The organism is Myxococcus sp. CA033 (assembly GCF_013336625.1).
GTDB lineage: Bacteria > Myxococcota > Myxococcia > Myxococcales > Myxococcaceae > Myxococcus > Myxococcus llanfairpwllgwyngyllgogerychwyrndrobwllllantysiliogogogochensis.
This window is the reverse complement of sequence record NZ_JABUMU010000005.1, coordinates 207,709-223,523: the sequence shown is the minus strand read 5'-3', so window position 1 is coordinate 223,523 and position 15,815 is coordinate 207,709. Positions and strand designations below refer to the sequence as shown.

The window sequence follows — 15,815 nt, the reverse complement described above, 5'->3', positions numbered from 1 at the left end:
AAGGGAGCTCATCGAGCATGCGCCGCATTCCACCGCTCGGCGCCCTTCGTGCCTTCGAGGCCGGGGCGCGGCACTTGAGCTTCACCCGCGCCGCCACGGAGTTGCGTGTCACCCAGGCGGCCATCAGCCACCAGGTGCGCCAACTGGAGGACTGGCTCGGCGTCTCGCTCTTCGAGCGCCGGGGACATGCGCTGACGTTGACGACGAAGGGCAAGGCGTATCTGCGCGAGCTGACGCCCGTGTTCGAGCGACTGTCGGAAGCGACCACGCGCCTGTACGAGGCGGAGCAGGGGCCCCTGCGGCTCACCGTGCTGCCCTCGTTCGCTTCGTCCTGGCTCCTGCCGCGCCTGGAGGGATTTCGCCGGCTCCATCCCGACATCGAGCTTCACCTGAGCAGCGTGTCCGAGCTGTGGGACTTCCTCGACGACCGCTTCGACGTGGGCATCCGCTCCGGGCTGGGACGGTGGACGGGACTGAAGGCGGAGCAGCTCGCGCCGGAGGTGCTCGCGCCCGTGTGCAGCCCGGCCCTCGCCAGGAAGCTGCGCGCGCCGTCGGACCTGGGGAAGGTGCGCCTCCTCCATGACACGCCGAAGGACGGGTGGCGCCGCTGGCTCGATGCCGCTGGCGTTGACGGCGTGGACACCGGGAAGGGCTTCGCGTTCAACGATGCCGGGCTCGTGCTTCAGGCCGCACGGCAGGGTGATGGCGTGGCGCTCGGGCGATTGCTGCTCGCCGCGGATGACCTGAAGGCGGGGCGGCTGGTGCGGCCCTTCGCGACGGTGCTGCCCAACGATTTCGGCTACTGGCTGGTCCACCCCCGGCCGCTCTCGAGCCGGAGGGACGTCGTCGCGTTCAAGACGTGGCTGCTCGCCGAGGCCCAGGCCACCTCGAAGGCCTTGGGGCTGGTGCCCGAGGTCGCGCGGAGGCGGGAGTAGACCTTGTCGTGCTCGGTTACCCTCCCTCGGAGGAAGTGACCCTGCACCTCGAAAAGACATCTTCCGTTGTTGCTGTCATGGGGTTGCTGGTGCCCCTGGCCGTGCCTGGAGGCGTGAGGAGACTCAGCGCATCCCGGCGAGCGTGAAGTCACACGACCCCCATGGGTCATCGCGAGGCCGGCGACCAGGGATGGGACTGGAAGTGCTCGGTGAGCAGCTCCAGCAGGGCGCGCACGGCCGGCGACACGTGACGGGCGCTCGGGTACACGGCGAAGAGGGGCACGGGAGGTGGCGCGAAGCGCTGGAGCACTTCGCGGAGTGTTCCGGCGGCCACCGCCTCGGCGGAGTGAATCTGGGAGAGTCGCGCGAGGCCCACGTCGGCTACGGCCAGGGCGACCAGCACCCGGAAGCTGTTGACCGCGACGCTCGGGACGATGGACACGGAGAGAGGCTTCTTGTCTCCCCGGAAGGTCCACGTCGTCGGCGTATTGGAGCCGGTCATCGCCAGGCAGCGGTGCTTCATGAGCTCCCGAGGCTCCTTGGGCGTGCCCGCGCGACGCAGGTATGCGGGGCTCGCGAACACCCCTATCTGCTGAGGCGCGCCCAGGCGCCGGGCGATGAGGCGTGAGTCGTCCAGGGTGCCTGCGCGGACCGCGATGTCGTAGCCCTCCTCGACCAGATTCACGCGCCGGTCGGTGAGGTCCGCCTCCAGCTTCACCTCGGGATAGCGGGAGGCGTAGACGGCGAGCAGGGTGTCGAGCACGTTCTGCCCCAGCTCGAAGGGCATCGTCATTCGCAGGCGCCCGCTCGGATGGGCCTGGAGCTTGCCGACCACGGACTCGGCGTCGCGCAAGGCGGCGATGGCCGGGGCGACCTCGCGCTGGTAGCTGGCGCCAATGTCGGTGAGCGTCAGGCTGCGAGTGGTCCGCGCGAAGAGCCGCGCGCCGAGGTGCTCCTCCAACCCCGCCACCCGCTGGCTGAGCGTCGACTTGGGGATGCCCAGCTTGCGCGCGGCGCCCCGGAAGCTGCCCTGCTCGGCGACCTCCAGGAACGCGATGACGGCGTTGGGGTCCGCCTGACGGATTGTCCGCATGGCCGGACAGTACTTCCCAAATCATTCGATTGGCCACAATACCCCACGGGAGCACATTCCCTGGCGTCACCCCGCCAAGGAGCGGACTCATGAACCTCTTTTCTTCCTACCGTCTGGGCCCCACCGAACTCACCAACCGCGTCGTGATGGCGCCAATGACTCGCAGCCGGGCGCCAAGCGCGCTGCCCAACGCGCTGATGCGCGAGTACTACACGCAGCGTGCCTCCGCCGGGCTCATCATCACCGAGGGCATCGCGCCGTCTCCGAACGCGCTGGGCTATGCCCGCATCCCGGGCCTCTTCTCTCCGGAGCAGGTCGACGGGTGGCGCGCCATCACCCGGAGCGTCCACGAGGCGGGCGGGCGCATCTTCGCCCAGCTCATGCACGTGGGGCGCATCGCGCATCCGCACAACCTCCCGGCGAACGCCCGCATCCTCGCGCCGAGCTCCGTGCGTCCCGAGGGCACCATGTACACGGACCAGGCGGGCCTGCAGCCGTATCCGTCCCCGGAGGCGATGAGCGAGGCGGACCTCCGCGCGACTCGCGACGAGTTGGTCCAGGCGGCGCGCAATGCCATCGCGGCGGGCTTCGACGGCGTCGAGTTCCATGGCGCCAATGGCTACCTGCTGGAGCAGTTCCTCCACCCGCACACCAACCGTCGCGAGGATGCCTACGGTGGCAGCGCGGAGAACCGCGCCCGCTTCGTCGTGGAGGTGGTGCGGGCGGTGTCCGAGGCCATCGGCGCGGAGCGCGTGGCCATCCGGCTCTCGCCCTACAGCACCTACAACGACCTGCCCGCCCACGAGGGTGTCCAGGAGCAGTACACGGTGCTGGCGCGTGAGCTGCGCGGCCTGGTCTACGTTCACCTCATCGCGAGCGTGGAGAAGGGGTTCACCGCGACGGCGGACGCCATCCGACGTTCCTTCGGCGGGCCCATCATCCTCAACGGGGGCTTCACCCGTGACCGCGCGCAGGCCGCGCTCGACGCGGGACGCGCCGACTTGATTGCCTTCGGCCGGCCCTTCATCGCCAACCCTGACCTCGTCGCACGGATGAAGGGCGATGCCGAACTCGCGGCCCCTGACTTCCAGCGGCTCTACACACCGGGCGCGGAAGGCTACGTGGACTACCCCGCGCTCGGCTGACGGCGAGCCCACGGCCCGGACAAGGCCCCGCGTCATCACGGCATCGGTGACTGAATGGCACCTACATCGGAGATACCGCTTTGTATCGCTGACATTCCGTGGGCAGATGAGGGCCGTTGCTGACAGCAGCCTCGAGCGGAGGACCTCGTGTCCACGGATACGTACTATGTGCGGGTGGGGAAGACAGCGGGGCGGGAAGTCACCCTGCACTGTCTGACCGGCTTTGGTGGCGGCTTCACGGACTACGCTTCAGGCCGCGCCTTCGGCTTGATGCTGCTCCTGGACGCGAAGAGACGCGCTGACCCTACCGAGTTTCTGGTGAGGGGCTTGCCGAAGGCCGTGGCGAGGGAACGGGTCGCCCTGGCGAAGAAATCAAGCAAGGCAAAGTCGCCCCTTCATGCGGAGCTGGGCGAGCCCCCCGTCTGGGACGCCGCGTGGCACGCCGAACACACGCCGCGCTTCGTGGCGCGCTCCCACCTTCTCGCGCGGCACAACGCGGTCGGCGAAGGGCGGCTGCAGAAGATCATCGACGAGCTCTCCCCCCTCCAGCAAAAGGGGAAGGGACTCTTCCTGGACGCCGCCTGGGCGCGTCTTCATCACTTCGACCTCTCGGTGGAAGTGACGGATGAGAAGTACCTCCAGCACCTCGTGGAGGGGCACGTCTTCGGAACGACGGCCTACGACGCCTGGATCGAGAAGCAACTGCCCCCGAAGAAGAAGGTGTCGGCGAAGAAGCCGAAGCTGGCGAAGCCGAAGCTGACGAAGCCAAAGCTGACGAAGCCGGCGAAGCAGCCCGTGACCGCCCGGCGCAACGAAAAGAAGCGACGACCCTCCAGGGCTGGAACCTGAAGGGCTCCTCGTTCATCGGACGTTCGACCTCTCGACGTTGACGGTGTCGGCGAGCCGACGCCGCGCTACCAGCGGGCGTGGGGGTTGGCCACCTGCCGCGTCGTCGCGTTGAGCCGGTTCCAGAGGTTGACCAGGCCAATGGACATCACCAGGGTCCCCAGGGCCGTCTCGTCGTAGTGCCGGGCCGCTTCCTTCCAGACGTCGTCGGGGACGGGGTCCGAGCGGTCGCTGAGCCGGGTGACGCACTCGGTGAGTGCCAGCGCGGCGCGTTCGGCGTCGGTGAAGTAGGTCGTGTCGCGCCAGGCGGCCACCGCGAAGAGGCGGTCATCGGTTTCCCCGGCCTTCTTGGCCATGCGCGGGTGCATGTCCACGCAGACGCCACAGCCGTTGATTTGACTGGCGCGCAGGTGGACCAGGTCGAGCGTCTTCTGCGGCACGCCGCCCTTGTGGGTGGCCGCCGCCAGGGCCTGCAGGGCGTTCATGGCCTCGGGGACGACCATCGCGGGGTTCTTCATGCGGGAGTTCATGGTGAGGACGCTCCAAGGGCCTCCAGGGCCCTGGCTGATGGGTGGACCGAACATCCGCGTGCGTGTCATTCCGGCTGCGTTACGTTCGGCGCCGCGGTGACGGACCTCAGCGAAAGAGTGTGACCGGTGGACGAAAAGAATCTGCGGGCCGAGGGCTTCGAGGCACACCGGGTCCACTTGCGAGCGGTGGCCTATCGGATGCTGGGTTCACTCAGCGACGCGGAGGACGCCGTCCAGGAGTCCTGGTTGCACTTCAGCCGGGCGGACACCGGTGACGTCGCGAACCTGCGGGGCTGGCTGACCACGGTCGTCTCGCGCGTGTGCCTGGACCAGTTGCGCTCACGCGAGTCGCGCCGTGAGGAGCCCTCGGAAAGCAAGGGCGTGGAGCTGCTCGCCAGTCACGCGGCCAGCGGCAACCCCGAGCAGGAGTCGCTCATGGCGGACTCGGTGGGGTTCGCGCTGCTCGTGGTGCTTGAAGCCCTGAGCCCTCCCGAGCGCATCGCCTTCGTGCTGCACGACATGTTCTCCCTGACGTTCGACGAGATAGCGCCCATCGTCGGGCGCAATGCGACGGCGGCCCGGCAGCTCGCCAGCCGCGCGCGTCGTCGCGTACACGGCGCGGCCCTGTCACCGGAGGCGGGCCTCACCGCGCAGCGAGACGTCGTCGCCGCCTTTCTCTCCGCCGCGCGCAGTGGAGACCTCGATGCGCTGCTCGCCGTGCTGGACCCCGAAATCGTCGCGCGCACGGATGCGCGGGTTCTGCCCGCGGGAGCACCGAGGGAGGCTCGCGGGGCGAGAGAGGTTGCCCGGCAGGCGCAGATCAACGCGGCCCGGGGCGGCTTCGCTCAACTGGGGCTCATCAACGGAAAGGTCGGACTCATCGTGGCTCCGGGAGGACGGCTGCTCTCTGTCCTCGTCTTCACCATCAGCGATGGGAAGGTCCTCGCCCTCGAATCCATCTTCGACCCGGAGCGTCTGGGGCGGCTGGAGCTGGCGGTGTTCCCGGCCTGAGCCGCGTCGACTTCCGGGAGGCGCTCGTCACCAGGCCGCGCCGCTCAAGCTGCTCTCCCGGAGCAGGCCGTCGGGCAGCACGGTCAGGAAGCGGCGGGCCGCCGGGTGCCACGCCGTGGGCACCACGGTGGAGTCTTGGAGGAGCCGCTCGCCCGTCCCCACATCCCACACGGTGGTGCCCGTGTCCTTCGCGCTCACGAGCAGCAGGTTCCCGTCGCACCTGAACGCTCCGCGCGGTCCTGGAAACCATCGCACCAGCTTCCCGGTCTCGACGTCGAAGAGCATCGCGGCGTCGAGCAGGGTGTCGACATCCCCGCCGAAGCCCCAGACGGCCAGGGTGCGCGGGCCCACGAAGCACAGCGGGCCATCCCAGTGGTACGAGCACTCGCGCAACTGCTTCAGGGAGGGGCCGTCCTCGGACTCCCAGACGTTCTCGTGGACCCAGCGCCGCAGGGAGAAGGCGGTCAGGATGCCCACCGGGTGCCAGACCCACCCGTCGTCCACGAGCCAGTTCCCATCCGGAGACACCGTCAGGCCGCAGTGGAAGTAGTCGAGCTCGTGTTGTGTCCGGGGCTCGCCGGGCTTGCCTCGCCGGGTGGACTCTCGCGGTGTCAGCAGCTCCCCGGTGGCCGGGTCCGACACGTCCAGTCGGTTCCAGGCCGTTGCGTGCGCCAGCAGCGTCCTGGTGCCGTCGCGAAAGAAGGCCACGGGAAACTCGCAGCGCTTCTCATGGTACGAGCCCCGGTCCAGCGGCATCGTCACCTTGCCGGAGGCCAGCTCCATGACGAGGCCTTTCGCGCCGCGCGAGTTCACCACCGCCACGTAGCGCCCGCACGGCGAGACGTGCAGCACCAGCTCGGCGGAGAGGTCGAGCGTGCCCGTGCCCACGACACCTGTGTGCGTGAGCGAACCCTCTTCGAGGTCGAGGCGAAGCAGCTCGCCCCGTTCGTTCACCGCGAGCCACTGCGAGCGAGGCTCGGTGCCCAGCGCGATGAGGCCGCGAAGTGTCTGGCCCGCGAGTGCGGGGAGGGAGTGCTCCCGGTGCTCGAAGTGGAGCGCGGTCGCCCGCGTGCGCACGCCGGGGCGTCCGATGATGCCCATCAGCGCGGAGGTCCTCCCCAACCTCACGTGCTGGCAGGCCGCGCAGATGCTCCGGAACTCCTGGCCAGGCAGGGCCACCCGAGCGCAGTCCTCGCAGAGCAGGTCGTGGTGGACGCCCTGGCCCGTGAAGCGGACGTGGTAGCCCGCGTCCTCGTCCTCCACGAGGTGCGCACACCACTGTCCCGCGAGAGGTGCGGCATGGCCACATGCGAGCTGGTTCATCATCTGTCCTCCTGGTTCCACTTCAAGGTCGACTCGGCGAAGCGCGACCCTGGGTAGGACGAGCCGCTCGCGGGCGGGTGGCTCGAGTTCCAGGCATGAAATAAAGCTTCACGAACATCCCCCTGGTGCATCTCGTCGGGCGAGAGGCTGTTCGGCAAGGTACCCGAGGCCGCTCAACTCCGCATCCGACGCGAGCGCTGGTTCGTTCGATGAAGCGTGTGACTCCTCAAGGCACGGCCGTGTTCCTCGCGAGCTCCGACGACATGAACGCGTGAATCTCGGAGACGACCGTGTCCGCGTGGTCCTCGAAGAAGAAGTGGTGTGCGTTGGCGAACTCGATGGTGTGGTGGCTCGGAAACGTCTGTTCCCAGCGGACACGGTCCGCCTGAGGAAAGCCGGGGTCGTCGAGCGCCCAGAAGATGAGTGCCGGCTTGTGGACGAGGGCAGGCAGGCCCGCTTCGACCTCCTCGAAGAAGGTGTGCGCCTTCGTGATTTGCCCTGGATAGAAAGTGGCGATGCCACGGCGCTCGAGTGGCTGGAAGGGCCGCAGGTAGACGTCGCGCACATCGCGAGGAAGCTCGCGGACGATGCTGTCCTTCAGCCCGAAGGAGGCGATGGCGTTGAAGTGGTGCTGCGCGAACGCGCCAATGGGGCCGCCCGCGATGACGGACCAAATCCCCCGGGGCTCGCTCGTGCTCGTCTTCCACGCCCAGGTGCTTCCCAGGATGACGCGCTGGACGAGCTCGGGGCGCCGCGCCGCGAAGTGCGTGCCGATGGGACCGCCCCAGTCCTGCATGACCAGCGTCACGTCGCGAAGGCCGAGGTGCTCCGCGAACTCCTCCAGGACGCGACTCTGCTCGCCGGGTGTGAAGCCGAAGCCGGGAGGCGCTGTCGACAGGCCGAAGCCCGGGTAGTCGAGGGCGACACAGCGGTAGGAGCCGCGCAGTCCTCGAATCAAATCCCTCCACTGGAAGGACCACGAGGGGTTGCCGTGCAGGAAGAGCAGCGTGTCGCCCGTGCCCTCGTCCACATAGTGGATGCGCGCGCCACTGGGGAGGTCGACGAACCGGTGCTCGGCGTCGAACATCGCGCGAGGAATCTCGCCGACGAGGGACTCCGGGCCGTGGGGCAGTTCGTGCTCCCCCGCGAGCGCCGTCACCACGCCCGCGGCTTCGAGCGCGCCGAGGAGCACGAGGGCGACTGTCCGCACGCGTGAGCGCGAGGGCTGTTCGACCGCGCGTGGAGCGAGCCAGGCCACGGCGAGCGCCACGGTGATGAAGGTGGGGAGTGCCGCGACGGCGAGTCCGTCACGGCCCAGCACGGCCATCCCGAGGAGCAGCACCAGCGCCAGTCCCAGTGTGGCGATCGCCAGCATCGAACGGGGCCGGGAGACTCGCCCGGTGAGCCAGCCGTGGCCGAAGGCGGCGAGTACAGCGACGAGGACACACATGGGAGCCAGGACCGCGTACCGCAGCTCCGGGAAGAAGGAGAGCCCGTGTGCAAGGGGCCGTGCCTCCATCGCGAGCGTCGCGAGGAGGACGGTGGGCACGGAGGCACGCAGGCCCGAATGGAGCAGGTGGAGGACGCGGGGCCGCGTCCACGTCATGGGGGCGCTGGGACGGAGTGATTCGAGGGACATGGGGGTTCTTCCGGAAGACGAGGTGAGGGGGCTCGCTGGCGGCGATGCGCGCGGCGAGCCCGAGGAGGACCGCTGTCGCGGGGCTACCTGAACGCGGCGGCGTGTTCGTTCGCCCACGCCGCGAAGGTGCGGGGCTTGCGTCCCAGCACCTGCTCGATGGCGGGGGACACCGTCACGGCGCCGCCGGCCTTGATGGTCGCCATCACCTCCAGCATCCCCTCGACGAGCGGCGCGGGCATGCCCGCTTGCGACATCGCGTCGCGTGCCGCCGAGGGAGGCACGTCGACGAAGCGCAGGGGCCTTCCCACCGCCGCGCCGATGAGCGCCACCTGCTCGTCGAAGCTCAGCGCCTCGGGGCCGGTCAGCTCGTAGCGCTTGCCCTCGTGCCCCGGTTGGGTGAGCGCGGAGACAGCGACGGCGGCGAGGTCCCTGGGGTCCACCACCGCCACCTTTCCTTCTCCCGTCGCGGCGAACGCGGTGCCCTGCGTCTTGAGGGTGTGCGCCCAGCCGAGCGCGTTGGTGTTGAACCCGCCCGCGAGCAGGACGGTCCACGCGAGCCCGGAGGACTCCAGCGCCGCCTCCACGTCACGATGCCAGTTGCCGATGGCCAGCGCGTCGCGGGTCGGACCAAAACCCATCGAGGAGAACTTCACGACGTGGCGCACGCCAGCGGCCCTGGCCGCGTCGAGCCCGTGAAGTTCGATTCGCGCGGGCCCCGTCGTCAGCAGGAAGAGCTTCTCGATGCCCGCGAAGGCCGCGCCGAGTGTCTCGGGCCTCGCGAGGTCTCCTTGGACGACCTCCACCGCGCCGCCGTGCTTGGACGCCTTCGCCGTGTCGCGCACCAGGATGCGCACCCGCTGCCCCGCTTCGACGAGCTGCTGGACGACCAGGCTGCCGACCGTTCCATTCGCTCCAGTGACCAGAATCATGTGGGAACCTCTCTTTCGCGAAGTACAGTACGTCCCGAGCGGAGGACTTTCAGTGCCTGAAACTCCAGATGAAGTGTCCAATCGTCCAGACGGAGCGGCTCCATCGGGAGTCGACCCTTTCAGCGACGTGTTCACCGCGATGCGGGTCCGGAGCGCGCTGTACTGCCGGATGGAGGCGACCGCGCCCTGGGGTGTGCGTTTCCCCGGCTCACCGCACGCGAAGTTCGGACTGGTGACGCGGGGGAGCTGCTGGCTGGAGGTGACAGGGCAGCCCAAGGCCATCCCCCTGCGTGGCGGGGACTGCTACGTCGTCGCGGCCGGGCTGGGCGTCACGGTGCGCGATGCGCCGCGCACGCGTGCCCAGGATGGGGAGGCCCTCATCCGCACGAAGACGGGAGACCTCCTGCGCTTTGGCGGTGGCGGCGCGGCGACCCAGGTCATCACCGGGCTGTTCGAGTTCGACGCGTGGAGCGGCCAGTCGGTCTTCGAGCTGTTGCCGAGCGTCCTCTGTGTGCGGGGTGACGAGGCGCAGGCCAGCGCGCTGGGGGCGACGCTCAACCTCCTGGCGCTCGAAACCGCGACGTCCGCCATCGGCTCACCCGTGGTCATCAACCGGCTGGCGGAGATCCTCTTCGTGCAGATGATTCGCGCGCACTACACGTCGGGAGGCGCGGGGGAGCTGGGGTGGCTGGCGGCGCTGGGGAACGCACCGCTCGGGGCCGCGCTGCGGGCCATGCACCACGCGCCCGCACAGCCCTGGTCCGTCGAGGCGCTCGCCCGCATCGCGGGCATGTCACGCTCCGCCTTCGCGCTGCACTTCAAGGCGAAGGTGGGTGAGACGCCGCTGGAGTACCTGACGCGCTGGCGGATGTACAAGGCGGGCTGCCTGCTGCGGGACGGAGACCTGGGGCTCGCGGAGGTCGCTGACGCCGTCGGGTACGAGTCCGCCGGGGCCTTCAATCGGGCCTTCCAGCGCGTCCACGCGCGGACGCCGGGAGAGTTCCGGCGGTTCATCCGTCAGCAGACCCCATCGAGTGCCACGGGCGCGCCCGCCTGAGGCGCTCTCTGTTCAGGAGCGCGGCACGTCGGAGGAGGGCGCGGCCTCCTGGGCGTCGACCACCTCGACGTTGCGGAAGTTCTGGCAGGCCTGCTGGAAGCCGAGCACGTACTTCAGCGAGCGCGCCTCCTGCGTCAGCTTATGCCACCACCTGCGGGGCAGGCTGGGGCCAATCGCCGCGGGCAGCTCCTGGGCGCTCTCGTTCAGGTCCAGGTAGTGCGTGGCCGTGCGGCCCAGGCCCTCGAACTCGTGCTCGAGCCCCCGGGTGAGCTGGCGCAGCTCCGGCTGGAGCTGCTGGTGCACCGAGTCGGTCATCAGGAAGTACTCGGACACGGGGACGTCGTTCTTCAGCATCCGGTGCACGAGGATGACGTCCACGCCCGCCAGCTCGGTGAGGTGCTTCACGCGCTGGAAGGCGACCTCTCCGGAGTGGGCCACGAACTTGAGCGTCAGGCCGCCGACCTGCATGCAGCCCTCGCACTTGCACATGCGGTCGACGATGAGCCGCTCGCGTCGGGCGAGGAAGGCGCGGCGGATGTCGGCGATTTGCCGGGCCAGGACGCTGCAGTCGTCGCCGACGGCGTAGAAGAACGCCGCGTCCCCTTCGAGCTTCGCGAGCTTGAACTTGCCGGAGGCGTCGATGACGGCTTCGAGCAGCTGCGCCACCGTGTCTTGCGCGTGCGCGAGACTGAAGCGGTGGTGTTTCATGAACCGGGTGTAGCCGCCGATATCCGCGATGAGCAGCAGCGCCTTCTCTGTCGCCATTCGCGTTTCAGCGTATCGCAGGGAGCAGGGGAGGCATAGCGGTGCCTCTCCCTGCCTCGAAGGCTCTAGCCACCCACGACGACGGCCTTGTCCTTCTGCTTCTCCGCCCAGGGCAGGTAGTGGCGCTCCATGAACTCCTGCTTGAAGTCCCGGTACGACGTGATGGCGCCCAGGTAGGACCACCCGCGGATGAAGTGCCAGGCGGGGTCGAACTGGTAGGACAGGAAGCCCGCGCGGGCTCCGTGCGGATAGAGGTGGTGGTTGTTGTGCCACTCGCCCGTGATGAGTCCTGGCCAGAGCTGGTTGATGGACTGGTCCTTCATGTTGAAGTCCACGCCATCGCGTCGGCGGTCCTTCCCGCCTCCGTGTCCGTCATAGTTGAACGTCCGCACGCCCACGGCCCACACGCCGGACCAGCCGAAGAGGGCCAGCGCCAGGGCGTGGCCGCCGAGCAGGAAGAACACGCCGTACCAGACCGCCCAGTTGGCCAGGAAGTGCGCCACCGTCCAGGCGGGGTGACAGAGCGAGCCCCACTTCTGGTACTGCGCATGGCTGTTCAGGTGCACACCCGTGTGCTCCATCAGCTTGCACAGCTGCGAGTAATCCTTGGCGTTCAAGTCCCTGCGGATGCCCTGATGATTCACGTCCGCCAGGAAGCAATAGAGCCAGCCGGCCTTCGCGTTGTAGGGGTCCCCCGGCGTCTCCACCTTGGCGTGGTGGACGTGGTGGGAAATGACATACGCCTCTTCCGAAATCGTCTTCACCACCAGGTTGCGGCAGAGCTCACGGAAGAAGGCGTTCTTGAACTGGAAGGCCCGGTGCGTCGAGTACCGGTGGAACCAGATGGTGCCGTGTGTGCCCAGGACCACCATGCTGTAGATGAAACCCACGAGCAGCAGCCACCAGCTGAAGTAGTGGGTGAAGAAGAGGGCGAGTGGGATGCCGAAGCCCAGCGTCGTGGTCCACCCGATGAGCGCCAGCCAGTTCTTCCGCGTCCGGAAGATGTTCAGCCGCGCGAAGAACTCCGAGAAGATTTCCCGGTGGGTCGGCACGTAGAGCGCGCCGTTCTTCTCGTAGCCGTAGCTCGGAGGGTCGAGGATGCGGTCCAGAAATGACATGAATTCCCTGAGCAGGCGGCTGGGCGCGTGAAGTGTCGCGGAGTTTGTCATGAAACTCCGGTGGCGGCGCGAAGTGCTACCCGACAATTTCTTCGAGGCGCGGGGGGCGAGGACTCCACGAGGGCGGAAGAATGGGCCCCCAGCGGAGGCAAACGCCTCTGGGCTCCGGGCTCATCCTGAAGGTCCGTGACGACCCCGCCCCCTGCCTGGAGCACGGGCGGAAGCCCTGGGTCGCCTGCCTGCTTGTCACAATCAGGTTGTGACGGCGCCCCAGAACAGCACCGCGAAGCCTCCGAGCTCCCCCGCGATGAGGGCGACCATGGAGGCCACCATCACCGCGGGAGGCACCACTGCACGCCCGAGCCTGTGGGGGCGCTCGAATTGATTGTCCGTGTCTTTCAGGAGGCCGTGGATGGCGTAGGTCGAGACGCCCACCGCGAAGAAGCCGATTTGAGCGATGACGGCGATCAGCTCGATGGTGTCATCCAAGGCGCTGAGGACGACGAAGCGTTCGACGACGAGGCACGCGAACGAATAGAGGAGCGCGGCCCGGTGGGCGATGTCGACGTAGGGCGAGGCCTGGGCCTTGGGGCTCTGCGAAATCTGGAGATATTTCCAGACGCCGAAGAGCAGGCCAGCGAGCAGGAAGCCACCGGCTGAAAAGGCCGCGATTTTCTGGGCGAGGTTCATGGCGCGAGTGTGGGACGCGCGTGTTCCCTGGCGCTTGTACGAACCGGCTACGATGGTGGGATGTTTCAGGCACGCGTCGACTTGCGGAACGCCGAGGGCGTCTGCCCGAAGCGCCGACGGAACGCGCGGTTCAGTCCGGACTGGCTCTCGAACCCGACCGCGTGGGCGATTTCGGCGATGGACTCCTCGCCATCGCGCAACCGTCGGGTGACGAGCTCCAGGCGGAGGTGGGCCAGATAGGCCACGGGAGGCTGGCCGATGCGCTCCTGGAAGAGCAGGGCGAAGCGCGTGCGGGACATTCCCACCCGCGAGGCCAGCTCCTCGACGGACCAGGGCCGCGCCGGGTCCATGTGGAGCAGGTGGAGCGCCTCCGCCAGTCGAGGCTCGCGCAGCCCCGCGAGCCACCCGGGGGGCCCCTCGTCCGATTCGAGCAGCAGCGTGCGCAGGACCTGGACGAAGAGCGCCTCGGTGATTCGCGCGGCCGCCGTGGCGGCTCCGGGGGCCGTGGAGCCCGCCTCGTGGGAGAGGGACGTCAGCAGCGCGCGGAGGGCGGGAAGCGCGTGCAGCTTCTCGCGTCCCAGGTGTACGACGGGGGGAAGCCCGCGCAGCATCCGGAGACCCTGCTCGCCCTCGGCCGCGAACTTGCCGCAGACCAGTCGGGATTGCGCACCCGGGCCCTCGACGTGATGAACCCCCGCGACGGGTGGGTGCCGCACGAGCAGTCGTGACAGGGGCGTGACCGAGGCCGCCCGCGAGGAGAGCAGTTGATGCGCCTGGCCGCCGAAGAGGACCACCAGCTCGCCAGCCTCCAGGGGCAGGACGTCCTCGCCGGCGCGCAGCCAACTGCTTCCCTGTTCCATCCAGTGAAAGGATGCGAAGGGAGCCTCCGGCAGGTCCATGCCCCACGGGGCCCGCAGCTCCCAGGCCGCGTAGATGCTTCCCTTCAGGTTCATCCCACGCAGCACCGCGGACAGCGGCTCCATCCCCATCCCTCCCTTTGGAACGCGAGGCCCACGAATCGGAACGGCCGACAAAGCGGGGGTCCTCCCGCCGTCCTTACAGTGGCACGGCTGGGCGGGAATGCACCCTCGAAACCAGGCCCCGCCCTGGAGGTCGTCCGTGTCCGGGAAGTCTCGTCGTGTCGCCTTGTTCCTCCTCGTCGCCGCCCTGGGCGTCGCGGGGATTACCGCCGCACCCCGTCCGTCGAAGTCCTCATCGAACAAGGAGCAGTCCATGATTGTCGAATACATCCGCTATGACATCCCGGCCGAGCGCGCCGACGCGTTCCTCGAAGCCTACCGGGCCGCGGGCGAGCACCTGCGCGCCTCGCCGCACTGCCTGCGCTACGAAGTGAGCCGAGGCTCCGAGGAGCCCCACCACTTCGTGGTCCGCATCGAGTGGGACTCTCTCGAAGGACACATGAAGGGGTTCCGGGGCAGCGCGGCCTTCCAGAAGTTCTTCGTGCTCGTGCGGCCGTTCGTCTCCGACATCCAGGAGATGAAGCACTACGACGTCGACACGGCGTGGACCCGGCCGTGAGCGACGGCGGTGATGCGTCCGCGGTGCCCACGCTGTACGCGTGGGCGGGTGGGGCGCAGGCCCTGGCGCGGCTGACCGAGTGTTTCTATGCCCGGGTGCGCACCGACGCGCTTCTCGGCCCCATCTTCGAGCGCATGTCCGCGCGGCACCCGGCCCACGTCGCCCTCTTCCTGGGTGAAGTCCTGGGCGGGCCTCGTGCCTACAGCGAGGCGCATGGCGGACATCCCGGGATGCTGCGTCACCACCTGGAGCGGCACCTGACGGAGGCGCAGCGGCGACGCTGGACGGACCTGCTGCTCGACAGCGCCAACGAGGTGGGGCTGCCCTCGGACCCCGAGTTCCGCTCGGCCTTCGTCGCCTACGTCGAGTGGGGCTCCCGGCTCGCCGTCATCAACTCCCAGCCCGGCGCGAGCGTCACGCTGGACGGGCCCATGCCCACCTGGGGCTGGGGTGTCCCTGGCGGGCCCTATCGCCCGGAGACTTGAACGGTGAACTTGTTGGTCGTACAGTAAGTTCACGATGGTCGCCGCCGCGAAGAAGAAGCCCGTGCTGACGAGGGACCCGGAGGGGGTCCGGAAGCGGATCCTCACGGAGGGCACGCGGCTGTTCGCGGAGCGTGGCTTCGCCGGGACGTCCTTCCGGGATGTCGCCAACGCGGCGGGCGTGTCCGTGAGCCTGATTCAGCACCACTTCGGGACGAAGGAGTCGCTCTACGCCATCGTGAAGGCCCACGCGGTGGAGGACTCCGCGCGGGCCCACGCACCGGCTCCCGATGATGACGGCCTGGGGCTGCTCACCGAGGAGGGGCTCCAGCAGCTCGTCGGCTTCTTCCGGGCGAGTCCGGAGTGGTCCCGCCTGGCCGCCTGGGCCGCGCTGGAAGGGGACTTGGAGATGTGGCCGGGTGAGGACGACTTCGTCGAACGACAAGCCGCCCAGGTCCGGGCCGCGCAGCGCAACCGCGCCGTCGCGAAGGACGTGGACCCGGAGCTGCTCCTCATCGCCCTGGCGGGCCTCATGAAGGCCTGGGTCAGCTACAGCGAGCGCCATGCCCACCGGCTGCGGCACCTGGGCAGCCGCGCTCAGCGGGAACGCGCGTACCTGGCGCTCTGCCTGAAGCTGCTGCGGAACGGTGTCCTGCCCTCCCGCGCGTAACGGGTGGGGACCTGTGCCCCGGTTCGTCGATGCCGCTGGTCAG

General features: G+C 68.7%; 17 protein-coding genes. 8 read left to right on the top strand and 9 right to left on the bottom strand.

Annotation, left to right across the window (positions count from 1 at the left end; all coding sequences use genetic code 11):
* Positions 1-17: 17 nt before the first annotated feature.
* Entirely contained in the window at positions 18-935 is a 918-nt protein-coding gene (gene gcvA, locus HUA78_RS16045) for a transcriptional regulator GcvA (RefSeq protein ID WP_174462719.1), read from the top strand.
* A 166-nt stretch (positions 936-1,101) separates the two neighbouring features.
* On the opposite strand, the gene HUA78_RS16040 is transcribed toward gcvA, so the two are convergent.
* On the bottom strand, positions 1,102-2,028 hold the full coding sequence (locus tag HUA78_RS16040) for a LysR family transcriptional regulator (RefSeq protein WP_174476645.1): 927 nt from the start codon (positions 2,026-2,028) through the stop codon (positions 1,102-1,104).
* Positions 2,029-2,117: 89 nt separating this feature from the next.
* On the opposite strand from HUA78_RS16040, the gene HUA78_RS16035 reads away from it, so the two are divergent.
* Positions 2,118-3,173 carry an alkene reductase gene (locus HUA78_RS16035; protein ID WP_174465204.1) on the top strand — a complete coding sequence of 352 codons (1,056 nt, stop codon included), beginning with the start codon at positions 2,118-2,120 and terminating at the stop codon, positions 3,171-3,173.
* Positions 3,174-3,320: 147 nt separating this feature from the next.
* On the top strand, positions 3,321-4,022 hold the full coding sequence (locus HUA78_RS16030; RefSeq protein WP_174476644.1) for a hypothetical protein: 702 nt from the start codon (positions 3,321-3,323) through the stop codon (positions 4,020-4,022).
* Between the two features lie 65 nt (positions 4,023-4,087).
* Here the strand turns inward: HUA78_RS16030 and HUA78_RS16025 are convergent, their stop codons facing one another.
* The gene (locus HUA78_RS16025; RefSeq protein WP_141641480.1) at positions 4,088-4,549 is read right to left on the bottom strand and encodes a carboxymuconolactone decarboxylase family protein; all 462 of its coding nucleotides are present in this window, start codon (positions 4,547-4,549) and stop codon (positions 4,088-4,090) included.
* Between the two features lie 126 nt (positions 4,550-4,675).
* Here HUA78_RS16025 and HUA78_RS16020 point away from each other — a divergent pair, with 126 nt between their 5' ends.
* A complete protein-coding gene (locus tag HUA78_RS16020) occupies positions 4,676-5,560 on the top strand; it encodes a sigma-70 family RNA polymerase sigma factor (protein WP_174476643.1) in 885 nt (294 codons plus the stop codon).
* A gap of 27 nt (positions 5,561-5,587) precedes the next feature.
* On the opposite strand, the gene HUA78_RS16015 is transcribed toward HUA78_RS16020, so the two are convergent.
* From HUA78_RS16015 to HUA78_RS16005, 3 genes are all read right to left on the bottom strand, one after another.
* On the bottom strand, positions 5,588-6,886 hold the full coding sequence (locus HUA78_RS16015; protein ID WP_174476642.1) for a WD40 repeat domain-containing protein: 1,299 nt from the start codon (positions 6,884-6,886) through the stop codon (positions 5,588-5,590).
* 223 nt (positions 6,887-7,109) lie between these two features.
* Positions 7,110-8,522 carry an alpha/beta fold hydrolase gene (locus HUA78_RS16010; RefSeq protein ID WP_174476641.1) on the bottom strand — a complete coding sequence of 471 codons (1,413 nt, stop codon included), beginning with the start codon at positions 8,520-8,522 and terminating at the stop codon, positions 7,110-7,112.
* An 83-nt stretch (positions 8,523-8,605) separates the two neighbouring features.
* Entirely contained in the window at positions 8,606-9,451 is an 846-nt protein-coding gene (locus HUA78_RS16005; protein WP_174476640.1) for an SDR family oxidoreductase, read from the bottom strand.
* Between the two features lie 73 nt (positions 9,452-9,524).
* On the opposite strand from HUA78_RS16005, the gene HUA78_RS16000 reads away from it, so the two are divergent.
* Complete coding sequence (locus HUA78_RS16000) at positions 9,525-10,508, top strand: AraC family transcriptional regulator (RefSeq protein ID WP_217442496.1); 984 nt, start codon at positions 9,525-9,527, stop codon at positions 10,506-10,508.
* Between the two features lie 12 nt (positions 10,509-10,520).
* Here the strand turns inward: HUA78_RS16000 and HUA78_RS15995 are convergent, their stop codons facing one another.
* From HUA78_RS15995 to HUA78_RS15980, 4 genes are all read right to left on the bottom strand, one after another.
* Positions 10,521-11,273 carry a DUF2652 domain-containing protein gene (locus tag HUA78_RS15995; RefSeq protein WP_174456373.1) on the bottom strand — a complete coding sequence of 251 codons (753 nt, stop codon included), beginning with the start codon at positions 11,271-11,273 and terminating at the stop codon, positions 10,521-10,523.
* A 65-nt stretch (positions 11,274-11,338) separates the two neighbouring features.
* A complete protein-coding gene (locus tag HUA78_RS15990; RefSeq protein WP_174456372.1) occupies positions 11,339-12,391 on the bottom strand; it encodes a fatty acid desaturase in 1,053 nt (350 codons plus the stop codon).
* A gap of 252 nt (positions 12,392-12,643) precedes the next feature.
* Positions 12,644-13,081, bottom strand: a complete 438-nt coding sequence (locus HUA78_RS15985) for a hypothetical protein (RefSeq protein WP_174476638.1) — start codon at positions 13,079-13,081, stop codon at positions 12,644-12,646.
* A 65-nt stretch (positions 13,082-13,146) separates the two neighbouring features.
* Positions 13,147-14,064 (bottom strand): AraC family transcriptional regulator, encoded by a 918-nt coding sequence (locus HUA78_RS15980; protein WP_174476637.1) that lies wholly within the window; start codon positions 14,062-14,064, stop codon positions 13,147-13,149.
* Positions 14,065-14,200: 136 nt separating this feature from the next.
* On the opposite strand from HUA78_RS15980, the gene HUA78_RS15975 reads away from it, so the two are divergent.
* Genes HUA78_RS15975 through HUA78_RS15965 form a run of 3 tightly spaced genes read left to right on the top strand, consistent with a single transcriptional unit; the run spans position 14,201 to position 15,772 of the window.
* Entirely contained in the window at positions 14,201-14,620 is a 420-nt protein-coding gene (locus tag HUA78_RS15975; protein WP_371745594.1) for a putative quinol monooxygenase, read from the top strand.
* Positions 14,617-15,105: a group II truncated hemoglobin gene (locus tag HUA78_RS15970; RefSeq protein WP_174476636.1), complete on the top strand. Its 489-nt coding sequence runs from the start codon at positions 14,617-14,619 to the stop codon at positions 15,103-15,105. Before HUA78_RS15975 ends, HUA78_RS15970 begins: the two co-directional genes overlap by 4 nt.
* A gap of 34 nt (positions 15,106-15,139) precedes the next feature.
* Positions 15,140-15,772 (top strand): TetR/AcrR family transcriptional regulator, encoded by a 633-nt coding sequence (locus tag HUA78_RS15965; protein ID WP_174476635.1) that lies wholly within the window; start codon positions 15,140-15,142, stop codon positions 15,770-15,772.
* Positions 15,773-15,815: the final 43 nt, after the last annotated feature.

Excerpts from the sequence above, each read along its gene's own strand:
- gcvA (WP_174462719.1), top strand. The coding sequence starts at position 18 with ATGCGCCGCATTCCACCGCTCGGCGCCCTTCGTGCCTTCGAGGCCGGG.
- HUA78_RS16040 (WP_174476645.1), bottom strand. The coding sequence starts at position 2,028 with ATGCGGACAATCCGTCAGGCGGACCCCAACGCCGTCATCGCGTTCCTG.
- HUA78_RS16035 (WP_174465204.1), top strand. The coding sequence starts at position 2,118 with ATGAACCTCTTTTCTTCCTACCGTCTGGGCCCCACCGAACTCACCAAC.
- HUA78_RS16025 (WP_141641480.1), bottom strand. The coding sequence starts at position 4,549 with ATGAACTCCCGCATGAAGAACCCCGCGATGGTCGTCCCCGAGGCCATG.
- HUA78_RS16015 (WP_174476642.1), bottom strand. The coding sequence starts at position 6,886 with ATGATGAACCAGCTCGCATGTGGCCATGCCGCACCTCTCGCGGGACAG.
- HUA78_RS16010 (WP_174476641.1), bottom strand. The coding sequence starts at position 8,522 with ATGTCCCTCGAATCACTCCGTCCCAGCGCCCCCATGACGTGGACGCGG.
- HUA78_RS16005 (WP_174476640.1), bottom strand. The coding sequence starts at position 9,451 with ATGATTCTGGTCACTGGAGCGAATGGAACGGTCGGCAGCCTGGTCGTC.
- HUA78_RS15995 (WP_174456373.1), bottom strand. The coding sequence starts at position 11,273 with ATGGCGACAGAGAAGGCGCTGCTGCTCATCGCGGATATCGGCGGCTAC.
- HUA78_RS15990 (WP_174456372.1), bottom strand. The coding sequence starts at position 12,391 with ATGTCATTTCTGGACCGCATCCTCGACCCTCCGAGCTACGGCTACGAG.
- HUA78_RS15985 (WP_174476638.1), bottom strand. The coding sequence starts at position 13,081 with ATGAACCTCGCCCAGAAAATCGCGGCCTTTTCAGCCGGTGGCTTCCTG.
- HUA78_RS15980 (WP_174476637.1), bottom strand. The coding sequence starts at position 14,064 with ATGGAGCCGCTGTCCGCGGTGCTGCGTGGGATGAACCTGAAGGGAAGC.
- HUA78_RS15965 (WP_174476635.1), top strand. The coding sequence starts at position 15,140 with ATGGTCGCCGCCGCGAAGAAGAAGCCCGTGCTGACGAGGGACCCGGAG.